Source organism: Draconibacterium halophilum (assembly GCF_010448835.1).
Classification (GTDB): domain Bacteria; phylum Bacteroidota; class Bacteroidia; order Bacteroidales; family Prolixibacteraceae; genus Draconibacterium; species Draconibacterium halophilum.
On the sequence record NZ_CP048409.1, the window covers coordinates 486,963 to 502,383 of the forward strand.

Sequence of the window (15,421 nt, forward strand, 5' to 3'; positions counted from 1 at the left end):
CAGGGCAACTACTCTCCTGTTTTTCAAGACAGTGAAAAACCAACTAACTTTTTAGGTATAGTTTTTGCTGGTTAACAAAAAATCAAAAAACTAATAAAACTTTACCCATGAAAAAACTAAATTTCACTCCCTTTCTAATGGTACTTGTGATTGTACTTTTTACCCAGTGCCAACCCCGCGAAAAAGGTTCGCAGGCTAGGCTGATTACGGTAAACGGCAGCGAGGTAATTGATTGTAACATCAGCGAAGTTACTGATACAATTGATTTACCTCTTAGTGAGATTATCACAGAATGCGAAGTAATCCCTCTCGAAACCAACGAAAAATCCTTATTCGAAAGTGTGTATCACATCGGAATTTCAAAAAATTACATTGCCATTCACAGCCGTGGGCAGTATCCTATAAAGTTATTTAACCGGGAAGGAAAGTTTATCCGTGACATTGGTAAAATAGGGAGAGGCCCGGGCGAGTTTAATTCGCTTTACGGAATCCAGTTGGACGAAGCAGCCAGTAAGGTTTATTTAACGCCTTTCGCCAATGCCAGAGAATTGATAGTTTACAGTTTGGACAATGAAAATCTGCCTCCAATTCCGTTGACGTACAAACAATCAAAATGCCAAACCTTTGTCGAAAATAATACGGTTACGGTTTTGTCGATGCCCTTTGAAGGCAGCGGTATTCCGGTAGCATATCAGCAGGATTTAGCCGGGAAAGTTATTCAGGAAGTACAACCTATGCCACATCAGATTTTACGTCCTGATTTTAGTAGTGAAGTTTCGTCAACAAGGAATGCCGGAGCTAACGATATTTTTATTTTGGCTTACGGATCAAAAACTCCGGATACCCTATATTATTATAACACCAAGACCAACAGGCTTGACCCGAAATTTGTGGCAACTTTTAGCGGCGAGAACCAGGGAACCTGGTTATACGACTGGAAAAGTTACTATCGGACATGGGTGTTCGGAAAATACAACGGGAAAAAAGTTCTGGTTGATAAAAAAACGCTGAAATCTGATTTTTTCCGGATAAAGAATGATTTTTACGGAGGAATTGAGCTGTACAAGTTTTTTATGAGTAACAACGGCTGGTTTGTAGCTTCAATGCCGGCACATGAGCTTAAAACCAAATTTACCGAATTGCTGGAAAACGGAGATCTGAAAACTACCGAAAAAGAGAAAATCAAAGGTATTACGGCTCAACTGGATGAAAACGACAATGAAGTTCTTTTTGTGGGAAAGATGAAATAACCAATAGTAAACACATGAAAAACCAATACTCCCTTTATTATTCGAAACTTGTTGGCATTTGCGGTCTGCTTATCTTTTTCGCCTGCCAGTCAAAAGTTAAAACCGATCAAAACGAGGAAACTACCAACGAACAAGCGGTTGAAACCGATGCCTTTTACACCATTCCCTTTGCTGAGATCATAAAAAACAAACGTGACATTAATTTGTCCGAATTTGCATCGGAAGTCGAAATTATTCAGTTTGAGAATACACCCAAAGCCCTACTTGGAAGAGTTCAGGATATTCAACTTACCAACGATTATATTTTTGTTAAACACTCGGGAAACAAGCTCATCACACAATTTTCACGCGACGGGAAATATATCCGACACATTGGAACATTAGGACGAGGCCCGAAAGAATATGCCCTTTGCCGTTTATTTTCCATCGATGAAAAAAACCAACGTATTTATATTCATACCAACTGGACACGTAAAATTTTGGTTTATAATTTTGATGGCGAATACATTAAAACCATAAAATACCCGGCTGTTGAGCGTTTGTATAATGTGTGGAGCAGAGATAGTTTGCTGGTCAGTTTTAGCGACCAGCATTCCGGTTCCGATCCTTTTGTTTTTATCGAACACAATGAAAATGGAGATACCTTGCAAACCATTGCCCAGCATCTGTTCTGGGATAGAGATGAAACGAGTCATTCAATGGTTAGTTTTTGGGGACAAAACAGTTTTTACCGCTTGAATAACAAACTGCATATGAAAGCCTGGTACAACGATACCGTGTACACTTATGATGCCACCAACAAGCTTGTACCCAAATATTTTATCGACTTAAAAAACCACAAAATACCCGAAGACCTGATTTACGAACGAAAGTCGACACGCCCCATGCCCGAAGATGCCTGTTGGGTTGGGATTCACGAAACTGAAAATTTCATTTTTATTCCATACGGATACCATTACAACATACAAACCCGCGAGGTTATGAAAGAGGAAGAAGGTTGTGTATTGTATGATAAAAAGGCCAAACAGGGAGTGGCGGTTAAAGAATCCAAATTGGGAGGTTTTATAAACGACATTAATGGTGGACCTGATTTTAAGCCAACTTACACAAACGACACGCTGGCTGTAATGACTGTTTCAGCGCTGGATATGAAACTCTTTCTTGATTCGGATGAGTTTAAAAACAGGGAGGTAAAATTCCCTGAACAGAAAAAAAAAATAAACCAAATTAATAGTACACTGAAAGAAGATGATAACTCATTTTTAGTGATGGCGATGCTGAAAGATTAAACATTGGCTTGTTTAAAGTGGTAAGGAGCGGTAAAAGATTGGGGTTGCTAATGAAAACAGAAAGAAGTTGGTTTTGGCAATCCAGAATATCGTCAACCAATTGCATTTTCAATTCTTGGTAAAATGGTTCTGAGCAAACTAGTTAGTTCGTACTTTATTCCGTTGATGTATTATGCTTTAAAACGCAATCCTATTAGTCCTAAACAATATTATGTAGAATGGTTTTAAATTAAAGCAAAAATGGGCAAACACTTTTTTTTTTTTTTACAAAAAACATTAAATTGTTGACAGTTAATACAAAATGAAAACCCGGAATTTCATACAAACCTAAAATTCAAATGAAGTAGATTAAAAAATAATCCCGGTTATAAGAATAACTTTTGGCTGTAATATGTAACTGGTGTGTTTTGCAAAAAGACATACCCGTATAAATATATTGTATAACACGGTACAAAAAGGGGCGGCAAACTTTTACCCGCTAAAGTAATTTCAGTTTGCTGCCCGGTGTACCACCAATCCCGAATATTCGGGAGAAAGGAGGTGATGTGACAAAGATAATCAAATAACCCTATCGAGAAACTACGGTTTCTGTTCTGTGAAATGATAGATCAGAACAATTATTAGTTATATATTTTTAAAGTTTAAAAGATGAAAAAAATAACTTTTTACATTTTCGCAACTCTTACAGCTATTTTATTAGAAGTATTTGTCGCTAGCACTCCAAAGGATTCTAATTTATCAATATTGTTAGCTGATTTTACAATTTCATCAGTTAATGCCCAAGATCATGAATTGAAGAAAAAAGGAGAAGACCCTACTGGTGGAGGAGTAACTGTTGAATGTTCTAGTGGTACCTATGGGAAGTGTCGTGAAATCAGAGCTTATGATTGTGGTGGGCTGTTCCCAAATTATTATACTAGATGTATTATAACAGATGATACGTCCAAATCGTGTTATGAATACGATGAAGTTGAATGTTAAACGAATAGAAAAAGGGTTACTTGTTTTTCTATAACCCTTTTCTTAAAAAGAAGAAAAATGAACTACTTTAAAATTATAGGTATATTGTTTTTTATAATTGTATTATTTGGATGCAAAAAAAGTAAACAAGAAAAGTTTTCTTATTCTATTGATTTAGATAAACAATTAGAAAACGAAATTCCATTTTCAGACGTTTTTGAAGACATACAGATTATTCAGTTGGAAACTAATAAAGAAAGCTTGATTCAGAGAGTTGGCAAAGTTCAAATACTAAATTCTAAATTCTATGTTTTTGATCAAGATCAAAGTGCTTTATTGATATTTGATTCTGATGGTAATTTTATAAAAAAAATACGAGAAATTGGAAGAGGGCCAGAAGAGTATTCGGAAATTACCGATTTTAATTTAAACAAAAATCGAGAACAAATTGAGCTTTTGTCCCCTCGCGGAATTATTATTTCGTATGATTTGGATGGTAATTTTATTGGGAAACAAAAAGCTAATCTCAATGGAAGAGTAGTGCATTACTTTACAAACTTAACGGACGATTTAATATGTTTTTATTCTTTATTTTCAGATACTAAAATCGCAATATATTCAAAATCACAAAAAAAAGTGGTATGTGAAACTTTAACGGTACCATCAGAAATTGAACAGACTACTTTAATGCCAGGCTGTTCTCCTTTTTTTGAAATGGGAGGGACTAATTTATTTTTTGATGAGTTAGATAGAGAAGTATCACTTCTAACAAAAGGCGGATTAAATAGGATTAGTAAAATTGATTTTGGACAGTATAATTTAGATGTTAAATCTTTACAATTAGCTGGTGATCTTCGAGAAAAGCAAGAGCAACTAATTAATTTATCCTCAAAATTTGTAATAACATTTCCCTTTTATTTGGAAAATGAGAGTTTTATTATCGCCTCTTTTGTTTTTAAGCAAAAATATACCCATCTAATTTTAAATAAAAGAACTCAAAAAGAAACCGTGTTCCATACATTTAAAAACAAAATTCTTTTTCCTTTTTCGCCATTAAATCTACATAATGATACTCTTATAACTATTGTCGAGCCAAGTAAATTGTATCACTATATTCCCGAAAATGATTCAATGTTAAACGCCAATTTTCAACTGGGGGATATCAATATAGAAGACAATCCTATTTTAGTTAAATACAAAATGAAAAGTAATGACTAAGAATAAAACGGCACTTTTTTGTTTAGCAATATTTTTACTAATGGCAGCAGGGATTGTTTCATATATTATCATCTCCACAAAAAAGGAGCAAAATACCTGCCAACAAATTATAGAACCAACGGATATTGAATTGTTAAATTTATCACTGAGAGATGATTATTCTCCAATTGATGATATTCAAATATACTTAGGTAATGATGCTACAAACATAAAAAAACTATACGATATAATAGATAAGCCGTCAATTGTCTATCGATTCTCAGGAAGAGCATGTAATATATGTATTGATTTTGTTTTTAAAGAGTTGGTGAAAATTTTTCCAGATTTTGATCAAAACAATAACATTATAGTACTATGCAATGATACAAATCCTCGAATAAAAGAATCATATTTTGGGAAACAACTATATAGCGTTAAAGATTCATCGTTTAATTTGGTAATTGAGCATTTTGAAATTCCTTTTATTTTTATTTTAGATAATGAACAAAGATGTAAACATCTTTTTATTCCAGACTATGCTTTCCCTGAACGTACAGATACTTATCTTGAGACGATTAAACAAAAGTATTTTTAGTATTTAGATACTGTTTAGAAATAAAGAGAAATATGTTTGGTAAATATGGCGTGGAAATCAATTCTTATTTTATTAAATAATTGTTTTAGAATTTTTTAGAATAATAGGCTATTAAAAAGATTAAGTATCGTTTATTTAATGGCCTGTTTTTTTGTTAAATTGCAACAAACAAAATCAAACACGTGCAACAAACTACACCAAAACATAAAGCCTTTTCATCCTTCTCCATAATAGTGGTGTTTCTTGCATTTATTATTATCGGCATGGCATTTATCCCACAGCTGGATATCCGGTTTAAACCCAGCCGTAGTTTGCCGCAGCTAAACATCAGCTTTTACTGGCCCAATGCATCGCCCAAAGTTATTGAGCAGGAAATAATAAACCCAAATATTATTATGTAGAATGGCTTTAAATTAAAGCTAAATTTTGCAAACACTTTCTTTTTTTTTAGAAAAACATTAAATTGTTGACAGTTAATACAAAATGAAAACCCGGAATTTCATACAAACCTAAAATTCAAATGAAGTAGATTAAAAAATAATCCCGGTTATAAGAATAACTTTTGGCTGTAATATGTAACTGGTGTGTTTTGTAAAAAGACATACCGGAATAAATATATTGTATAATACGGTACAAAAAAGGGCGGCAAACTTTTACCCGCTAAAGTAATTTCAGTTTGCTGCCCGCTGTACCACCAATCCCGAATACTCGGGAGAAAGGAGGTGATGTGACAAAGATAATGAAATAACCCTTTTTTGAAACCACGGTTTCTGTTCTGTGAAATGATAAATCAGAATGAACTATTATGTATCATTAAAAAATTTTGTCATGAAACTTAAATCTTTTTTTCTAGCAACAGTAATTATCGGAATTGTCGTTCTTTGCTCAATATCACCAACTGCCAAAGCAGAAAAATATTATGATAATAGGGATGACGAGTGGGATGAAGATGCACAATGTTATAGGCAATGTGTTGCTGATGGCACCAGTTGTTATTATATGGATGATTATCCTTATGATTGCTAAAATTTATGATAAAATTGCTCCTTTTTAAAAGGAGCAATTTTTGTTCTTAAACGATAAAAACCAAACAATATGCGAATTAAACTGATTACTATTGCCATCCTCTTTCTTGTTTTTCTTTCTTGTCACAACAATAATTACAAGGAGACGGAAAAAGTAAAATCTATCAAAATTAACCCATCAAAAGGGCAAAGCATTTCAATTGAAGAATTTGCAACCGAATTAACTTTTTTGAAGTTAGAAACCTCCCAAAGGTCACTATTTTCGAATATCAACAAAATAGTTGTTAACAAATTGGGAATATTTATTTTAGATAAATATGATACGCGAAAAGTTTTTCATTTCAGTTCCAATGGGAAATTTATCAATAGCATTGGAATGGCTGGAAAAGGTAATGGTGAATATATATTGCCAACCGACTTTTTAGTTAATGAAAAAAATCAACATGTCGAAATCGTTGACAACTTTACCAGAAGTAATTATTTTTATGATATAGATGGTAATTTTATTAAACGAATACACTATAAAGACTATAGAATAACCTCATTTATCCATATTCCAAACAGTTATTATTTAATAAAACTAGGTGATAACAAGGGGCTAAGTTTTGAGAATAGTCATTTCATTATCACAAATGACCAAATGAACAAAGCCAAGGTTGAGTTCTGTCCTGTTGAGTATGATTGTGACTTGATCAACATAAATCCATTTAGCAATTCATTCAAAAATAAGTTATTCTTCACATATGGATTTGATAATATGATTTACGAATTTATGGATAATACCGCAACTCCACGATACAAAGTAGATTTTGGAGAAAAAGAACTAAATCATGAAGATTTAAATCATGGAGACAAATATGTTATAAGCAGATTAATGTCCCAAGACAGATCAGGGTACATCAATAACCTTATATATACTGGTAATGAATTATTTTTCAATTTTTTGTATAACAAAGACAACTTTCTATATGTATTCAACATAAATTCTGAAAATTCAGTTTTGATTTCAAAACTTAGATTAAACAATGAATTCCAATTGCAAAACCGACTCCTCGCTATTTATGATGGATATATTATTATGAAAATAGATGCATCACAACTATGCAAACAAGGGCATGAAGGAGCTCCAATTACTCAAAATAAATCTTACGGATTCCTAACCATTGACGAACTTAAAGAAAATGTTAAACCTGGAGACAATCCCATTTTAATCCTATTTAAAACTGAAATATGATTTATAAAATCGTCTATAAAATTCTAATAACTCTTCTTATTCTTATTAGTTTATTTCTTGGCTACAAGAACTACACTCTTAGATCAAATCTATCATCATGTATAAAATCCAGGGATTTTAGTTTTGATAATTCTGTCTATACAGAAGACATGGTTGAGTCTAATATTTTTCGTTTTCAGTTAGAGAAAACATTCAGTAAAGTCTCCTGCCTTGATTCTATTTTCCCTTACGAAGGCAAAAACACAATTTTATTTCTTTTTCACGAATATGATTGTGATATTTGCATATCAAAAGTATTTAACGATTTAAAAACCATTAATTATCCTGTATTAATTGGAGGTGACTTTTCTTCAAGGAAAGCTTTTTTATCATTCAAGGAGAGATATAACCTTAACGATAATTTTTACAACTTTAATTATTTAAACAAAATCAATTTAGATATGAATATACACAAACCTTTCTTGTGTATTCTTTCAGAAAATAGAATTAATAATTTTTTTATAATAGATAAGAAATTTAACAAAGACTATTATCATTACCTAAAACAATTTAATTAACAAGCATTCCTATTTTTGATTATTTTGCCCTATTAAGTCCGGTGCAGTTTTTGAATAATATCGGTACAATTATCTTCTAATGCATCAGAAAGACGTTTAGTAAAATATTATCATAACCCGTTGTGCGGTTTAATTTGTTAATAACCTTATTAATATCTATAACTAAAAAAAGTTATGCATAATCATGATATTCAATATCTTAGAAGTATAAAACACCACATTTTTACTTCTGTTATGCATAACTTGAAATCAAATTACGACAGATTCTTTCTCATTACCAAATCTGTATTTAAAAATCGCATCAACTCTTTCGATAATTTCTATTCGTATAGAAACCGCCCAAAGATGTCTGATTGTCAAATTATTGCGTTCTCTATTACTGGCGAGTCACTCGGAATCGACAGCGAAGCTTTTTTGTGGGCTAAAATCAAAAGCGAACATGCTGATGATTTTCCCAACCTAATCGACCGAAGCAACTTTAACCGCAGAAGAAAACGCCTTTATCCTTTTATCGAAGAATTGAACAAGACTGTAGCCGGCTTTCTCAATGCAGGAGAAGACTGTTTCCTGGTTGATTCGATTCCCATCCCTGTTTGCAAGAACGCCCGTGAACAACGCAGCAGGATTTGCAAAGAAAACTTTGAGACAGCACCAAACAAAGGCTATTCTGCTGTTAATAAAACCTGGTATTACGGCTACAAGCTTCATTTGCTTACCTCTGCAAACGGGGTTTTTCATAGTATGGACTTAAGCAAGGCTAGTGTCCATGATGTTCATTACCTGTCGCAGGTAAAGCATTCTGGGCTAAACAATTGTATCCTGCTGGGAGATAAAGGATATTTATCCAGTTCTCAGCAAATTGACCTGTTTTCTTCCTGCAACGTTAAACTGGAAACCCCCATGCGGGCTAATCAAAAAGCTTACACTTTGTACCCACCTGTTTTTAAAAAGTTTAGAAAAAGGATCGAAACATTGTTTTCTCAACTTTGCGACCAGTTCATGCTTAAACGTAATTACGCCAAAACACTTATTGGATTGTCAGTCAGAATACTCACAAAAGTTACTTCGGTGACTTTACTGCAATACATTAATTTAAAGAACGGTAAACCAATTAATAATTTAAAATATGCCCTGGCAGTTTAAACCGCACAACGGGTTATCATAATATATTCTTACTAAATTGCAACAAGCAAAATCAGACAAATGCAGCAAACTACACCAAAACATAAAGCCTTTTCATCCTTCTCCATAATAGTGGTGTTTCTTGCATTTATTATTATCGGCATGGCATTTATCCCACAGCTGGATATCCGGTTTAAACCCAGCCGTAGTTTGCCGCAGCTAAACATCAGCTTTTACTGGCCCAATGCATCGCCCAAAGTTATTGAGCAGGAAATAATAAACCCAAATATTATTATGTAGAATGGTTTTAAATTAAAGCAAAAATGGGCAAACACTTTTTTTTTTTTTACAAAAAACATTAAATTGTTGACAGTTAATACAAAATGAAAACCCGGAATTTCATACAAACCTAAAATTCAAATGAAGTAGATTAAAAACGAACCCCGGAAATAAAGATAACTTTTGGCTGTAACCTATAAATGGTGTGTTTTGATAAAGACAACCCGGAACAAATATATTGTACAATACGGTACAAAAAAGGGCGGCAAACTTTTACCCGCTAAAGTAAATCCAGTTTGCTGCCCGCTGTACCACCAATCCCGAATATTCGGGAGAAAGGAGGTGATGTGACAAAGATATAAAAGAGAAATGATATTACCCTAATGTAGCTTCTAAACAAATTATTCAAATTAATAATTAAAATAATTAAAGATGAAAAAAGTATTATTTATAGGAGGAATATTATTGATTACGGTATTGGGAACGACATTGAATTCATATGCAGATAGATGCAGTGATGTATGTGTTCCAGAAGCAAATGGCACATGTGCTCTGCCAGATGGTGAAGGTGGGGTATTGGTTTGTGGTGCATCAGATAATTATCATGAATTGAAACCGATAGAACCATAATTAAAAGATCAAGGGTAGGAATCCTACCCTTGATCTCATAAAAGGGCATTCCAAATAGTTATTTATTTAAATAATTAAAATGATAGATTTAAAAAATTTTATAAAAATTATACCTACAATACTGATTGTAATTTCTTTCAAATGTTTCTCGCAGAATGAAGTTGAATTTGTATTGAGTGATTTCAGAAAAACAATTGAATTAAAAGGAGAAGCACTTAAATTTGTCGATCCTTTTTTAGATCCAAGTAGAATACTTCTTCAGGACAGTTTGCTATTTGTGAGTAATTCCAATGTTACGCCATCAGTCGATGTTTTTAGTATTAATACAGGAAAAAGAATTGCACGCTTTTGTAAAAGAGGAAGAGGTCCTGGTGAATTGGTCTTTCCTTTTTCAACTCAAATTGTTGACTTAAACAATGAATTTATGGTTCATGACCTAAATGGAAAAAAGATTGTACTATATTCTTTAGACTTAATTCTTAGTGATAACGATAAGAAATTTACTGAAATAATAAATGTAAGTGATATATATCCAAGAAAAATAGTCCAGATCAATAGTAATAGATATTTCTGTGGGCTAATTGGACATGAAGATGGATTTATGAATTGTATTATTGACTCAACGGGAAGTGTGGTCAAGTTTTTAAATAAATTTCCAGATGTTGGCTTACAATACAATACTACCATTGCATCAAATATATTTAGTACAAATATTGGTATTTCAGACAATAATGAAAATATTATTGTCCCTTATAATTATTGGGACAGAATTGATTTATTCCAAAATAATGGAGATTTTAGACTTATATTGAAAGGTCCTAATTATAAAAAGCTTGATGTTATAAAAAAAAATGGGAGGGTCGTAAAAACCTCCAATAATAATAGATCTTATAATTATCCTGTTGCTAATGATAAATTTTTTATTATTCCTTATTCTGGTAAGAAACGTGATCATCGAGGCCCAAGCTATACAAATTTATTTCAATTTGATTTCAAAGGGTCTCCCCTTGTTCATTACACATTAGATGTTCCAATATTTGATATTGCGGTGGATTGGGGAAATAGGATAATTTATGGTTTGAATATTGAATCAGAACCAATATTATATAAATTTAGTTTCTAATAATTAGTAAAACACGTAATTATAAAAGTTCTTTGAGCATTTATTCGAACTCATTAGTATCCATAAAAGACTAAACTTTCAGCGGTCGAAATGTTTTCGATTTTTAGGAATGTCATTTTGGAAGTGCGCTCTTTTAGATGAGCTTTTAAGAAAACAAATTACGAAAACTCAAAAAACTAATTATAACCCGTGACTCCTCTCCGTATTTTAGAAAATATTAGTGTTTTTAACTTAGTTCGAAAACGTAGTAAATGAAAAACAAGTTATATCTGTCAATTATATTTATTTTAACTGTATTTAACCTCTATTCTCAGTCAAATCAATTGTTTTCATACAGTGAGAAAGAAAACATCACAACCTATTTGAAACCTCTGACGCAACTAGATTCAACGCAAGTTCAATACCTTAATTCTTATAAATACATAAATATTATGTATGGAAATGGGGATTGTGCTTTTTGTATAAAAAAATTGAAAGAGGCTCAAAATTTCTATAACCAATTTGATTCTGAATTTGTAAAAACTTTTTTTATTGTCGACATAAAAGATACGTTAATGTTTAACTTCCACAGGGAACAACTAAACATTACAGTTCCCATACTTAAAGATTTTAATGACTTTTTTAGCAAGAAGGATAAAAGCATCGAAGTAAATGACATGATCTTACTTAATAGCGATGGTTTAATAATATTAAAAGGAGACTTTTTAAATGACACTAATTTGAGTATCAGGTATGAAGACTATATTCTTTCAAAAGATTGAGTATTTACTTGAATCTCATTTCTTCTTCGAAAGATGAAATGTCGTAAGCAAAATAGAATATTTGCTTTCAATTATGAGTACCTGAGTCCGAGTATTACAAAAACAAACTCATGCAAGTGGGAAACTAAAATCCAAGATTTTCATCCTCTCCATGATTGTGATCTTTCTTGTATTTATCAGTGTTGGCACGGGCTAATAGGAAGATTAAATTTCGACTATTAATGCTCAGTTTTTTGGGTTAAATTGCAACAAACAAAATCAAACACGTGCAACAAGCTACACCAAAACAAAAAGCCTTTTCCTCCTTCTCCATAATTGTGGTGTTTCTTGCATTTATAATTATCGGCATGGCTTTTATTCCACAGTTGGATATTCGGTTTAAACCCAGCCGTAGTTTGCCGCAGCTAAACATTAGTTTTTACTGGCCCAATGCATCGCCAAAAGTTATTGAGCAGGAAACATCAAAAATTGAAGGTGTTTTGGGGAAAGTTAGCCGGATTAAATCCATAGAATCCACTTCTTCGGTTGGTTCAGGCCGTGTAGTTATTGAGTTTGATAAATCAGTTAATTTGAACCAAAAACGTTACGAGGTGTCAACGCTTATCCGGCAACTGCGCAGTAACCTACCTGCCGAAATGAGCTATCCGGAAATTACCACCAACGCAACTGATGTCGATGACCAGGTTTCGTTTATGGTGCTTACACTTAACGCCAACTCATCCACTTATTACATAAAAAACAAAGCCGAGCAGCTGGTTATTCCCGAGCTGCTTAAAATTCAAGGCATTGCCGATATTTCGCTTTATGGAGCATCGCCCAATCAATGGGAAATTTGTTACAATCCTGAGTTGCTAAAACTTTACGGAATAACACCTGCCGAAATCAGCACCGTTATCAACCGTTTGGGTGATCAAAACTTTTTAGGCAACCAAAACGATGGAGCCAATGTTTCGGTGCCGGTTTTAGCTTCCACGCAGTTTATCGAACCTTCGCAATGGATTAGTTTGCCGGTAGCCAATAAAAATGGCCGAATTATCCGCCTCTCCGACATTGCCACGGTTAAATTGCAGGAAAAACCACCTACCTCCTACTACCGCATAAACGGCAAAAACACCATCAACCTGGTGGTTTATGCTGCACAGGGAGAAAACCAGCTAAAACTGGCCGGCGAAATAAAAGACCAGCTTCTGCTAATTCAGGAAAAACTCCCGATGGGTTATTCCGTAATGATCGCTTCCGATTCAACCGAATACATCAAAGAAGAACTGGAAAAAATCGGGTATCGCACCCTTTTTTCGTTGCTCATTCTTTTACTTTTTGTATTAGTTGCCAACCGGTCGTTTCGAGTTTTGGCGGTGTTATCCATTTCACTGGCCGCCAACCTGCTTATAGCTGCAGTTTTTTATTACCTTTTTAAAGTTGAAATTCATATTTATTCACTCGCAGGAATCACCGTTTCGTTTGGTATTATTATCGACAACAGCATAATAATGGTGAGTCACCTGCAGCGGCAAAAAGGATTGCGTGTTTTTATTTCCTTACTGGCTGCCACGCTCACTACGCTTGGGGCTTTATCGGTAGTATTTTTTTTGAAAGAAAACCAGAAGTTGATGCTTATTGATTTTACCTATGTAATGCTTATCAACCTGAGTGTTTCGCTGGTTATAGCTTTGTTCCTGGTTCCGGCATTAATGGAGCAGCTTTATCACACCAAACCCAAACCGATACCAGTAAAAACACTAAAAAGAATAAGCCGCTCAAACCACTTTTATCTTCGTTTTATTCGTTTCGAAAAACGTTTCCGCTGGGCCTTTTTTATACTGGCCATACTTGGTTTTGGCATTCCTATCGGGAAATTACCTGATGAAATAGACAGCACTAAAAAAACAGCTGAATTTTACAATAAAACCTTGGGTGGCGACCTGTTTAAATCGGAAATTAAACCTATTCTCAGCAAGGTAATGGGCGGAAGTTTACGCCTGTTTACCGAGCACGTTTTTGAGGGAAGCTTTTATTCCGATCCGGGGAAAACCACGTTATACGTAAGAGGGCAAATGCCGGAAGGTTGCACCATTCATCAGTTGAATGATGCTGTACGGAAAATGGAACAATACATTAGCCTTTTTGATGAAGTGGCGCAGTTTGAAACACGAATAACGGGTTACAAGAACTCGTCGGTTACCATACAGTTTACCGATGAAGCAGAAAGATCATCGTTCCCGTATTTGCTCAAAAGTCAGATTGAATCGAAAGCAATTTCCTTAGGTGGAATGGATTGGGCTGTTTACGGCGTGGGAAAAGGTTTTTCAAATTCGCTGAACATGGATTACAAAAACAGCCATATTTTGCTTACCGGATACAACTACGACCAGTTGTATAAATATGCTGAACAACTTGAAGCAAAACTGCTTGAAAATCCGCGGGTGGAGAAAACGGAAATAACCAGTTCCGACAGCTGGGGCTCGAACGCGCGTTACGAATACAGATTGAACGTAGATAAAGAGTTGCTGGCTGCTTATAATCTGCGTTACTCGGATTATACGGGGTCGTTGTTTACCCAGCTTTATTCGCGCAACCTTGATGCCTTTTACAACCAAACAGAGTTACAGCCCGTGGTGCTGGTTTCATCGAAAAACAGCGAGTACAACAACTGGGATTTTTACAACATTCCGGTTCAAACCAGCCGGGGGCAGAAAAAACTGTCGCAAGCCGGAGACATCGAAAAACGGCTGAGCGGAAAATCAATTTTCAAAAAGAACCAGGTTTACCAGATGTATCTGAATTACAATTTTATTGGTCCCGGGCCGCTTGCCGAAATGGTTCAGGAACGCGAAATTGAAGCTATTAACCAAATACTACCACTGGGGTATAAAACCCAAAAACCGGAGCGTAACTGGTGGAGCTGGGACAAAAACGATAAAAAACAATACGGACTGTTATTGCTTATTATCCTGATCATTTATTTTGTTACTGCTATTTTATTCGAATCGCTATTAAAACCGTTGGCAGTAATCAGCCTGATTCCCATTTCGTTTATCGGCGTTTTCCTTACTTTTTACCTCTTCGATTTTAATTTCGACCAGGGAGGATTTGCTTCGTTTATTCTTTTAAGCGGATTGGTGGTAAATGCAGCCATCTACATTATCAACGACTTTAATAACCTGGTAAGAGGGAAAAACAAAACCTACAGCATTGAAAATTACCTGAAAGCTTTTAACAACAAAATTGTGGCCATTGCCTTAACCATACTTTCTACGGTTTTAGGGTTGATTCCATTTATCTGGGGCGGACAAAAAGAAGTTTTCTGGTTTGCCTTTGCCGTTGGTGCAATGGGCGGACTGTTATTTTCAATGGTGGCGATATTGATTTATTTGCCCTTGTTTCTAAAAACTGAATAAT

General features: G+C 34.2%; 14 protein-coding genes. All 14 read left to right on the top strand.

The window, feature by feature from the left end; translation table 11 throughout:
- The first annotated feature begins 107 nt into the window (after positions 1 to 107).
- The 14 genes from G0Q07_RS01870 (at position 108) to G0Q07_RS01935 (ending at position 15,420) form a co-directional block, all read left to right on the top strand.
- On the top strand, positions 108 to 1,250 hold the full coding sequence (locus tag G0Q07_RS01870) for a 6-bladed beta-propeller (RefSeq protein WP_163344483.1): 1,143 nt from the start codon (positions 108 to 110) through the stop codon (positions 1,248 to 1,250).
- A gap of 14 nt (positions 1,251 to 1,264) precedes the next feature.
- Positions 1,265 to 2,539 (top strand): 6-bladed beta-propeller, encoded by a 1,275-nt coding sequence (locus G0Q07_RS01875; RefSeq protein WP_163344484.1) that lies wholly within the window; start codon positions 1,265 to 1,267, stop codon positions 2,537 to 2,539.
- A 648-nt stretch (positions 2,540 to 3,187) separates the two neighbouring features.
- The gene (locus tag G0Q07_RS01880; protein ID WP_163344485.1) at positions 3,188 to 3,520 is read left to right on the top strand and encodes a hypothetical protein; all 333 of its coding nucleotides are present in this window, start codon (positions 3,188 to 3,190) and stop codon (positions 3,518 to 3,520) included.
- 57 nt (positions 3,521 to 3,577) lie between these two features.
- Positions 3,578 to 4,717 (top strand): 6-bladed beta-propeller, encoded by a 1,140-nt coding sequence (locus tag G0Q07_RS01885; RefSeq protein WP_163344486.1) that lies wholly within the window; start codon positions 3,578 to 3,580, stop codon positions 4,715 to 4,717.
- Positions 4,710 to 5,291, top strand: coding sequence for a hypothetical protein (locus tag G0Q07_RS01890; RefSeq protein ID WP_163344487.1), 582 nt, complete (start codon positions 4,710 to 4,712; stop codon positions 5,289 to 5,291). Before G0Q07_RS01885 ends, G0Q07_RS01890 begins: the two co-directional genes overlap by 8 nt.
- A 182-nt stretch (positions 5,292 to 5,473) precedes the next feature.
- Positions 5,474 to 5,692 (top strand): efflux RND transporter permease subunit, encoded by a 219-nt coding sequence (locus tag G0Q07_RS01895; RefSeq protein ID WP_163344488.1) that lies wholly within the window; start codon positions 5,474 to 5,476, stop codon positions 5,690 to 5,692.
- Between the two features lie 427 nt (positions 5,693 to 6,119).
- Positions 6,120 to 6,317: a hypothetical protein gene (locus G0Q07_RS01900; protein ID WP_163344489.1), complete on the top strand. Its 198-nt coding sequence runs from the start codon at positions 6,120 to 6,122 to the stop codon at positions 6,315 to 6,317.
- A 69-nt stretch (positions 6,318 to 6,386) separates the two neighbouring features.
- Positions 6,387 to 7,550, top strand: coding sequence for a 6-bladed beta-propeller (locus tag G0Q07_RS01905; protein ID WP_163344490.1), 1,164 nt, complete (start codon positions 6,387 to 6,389; stop codon positions 7,548 to 7,550).
- 902 nt (positions 7,551 to 8,452) lie between these two features.
- Positions 8,453 to 9,250, top strand: a complete 798-nt coding sequence (locus tag G0Q07_RS01910) for an IS982 family transposase (protein WP_163344491.1) — start codon at positions 8,453 to 8,455, stop codon at positions 9,248 to 9,250.
- 60 nt (positions 9,251 to 9,310) lie between these two features.
- On the top strand, positions 9,311 to 9,529 hold the full coding sequence (locus tag G0Q07_RS01915) for an efflux RND transporter permease subunit (protein WP_163344488.1): 219 nt from the start codon (positions 9,311 to 9,313) through the stop codon (positions 9,527 to 9,529).
- Between the two features lie 411 nt (positions 9,530 to 9,940).
- Complete coding sequence (locus tag G0Q07_RS01920; RefSeq protein WP_163344492.1) at positions 9,941 to 10,138, top strand: hypothetical protein; 198 nt, start codon at positions 9,941 to 9,943, stop codon at positions 10,136 to 10,138.
- Between the two features lie 79 nt (positions 10,139 to 10,217).
- On the top strand, positions 10,218 to 11,261 hold the full coding sequence (locus G0Q07_RS01925) for a BF3164 family lipoprotein (protein WP_163344493.1): 1,044 nt from the start codon (positions 10,218 to 10,220) through the stop codon (positions 11,259 to 11,261).
- A gap of 251 nt (positions 11,262 to 11,512) precedes the next feature.
- Positions 11,513 to 12,022, top strand: coding sequence for a hypothetical protein (locus G0Q07_RS01930; protein WP_163344494.1), 510 nt, complete (start codon positions 11,513 to 11,515; stop codon positions 12,020 to 12,022).
- Between the two features lie 266 nt (positions 12,023 to 12,288).
- Positions 12,289 to 15,420 (top strand): efflux RND transporter permease subunit, encoded by a 3,132-nt coding sequence (locus G0Q07_RS01935; protein ID WP_163344495.1) that lies wholly within the window; start codon positions 12,289 to 12,291, stop codon positions 15,418 to 15,420.
- Position 15,421: the final 1 nt, after the last annotated feature.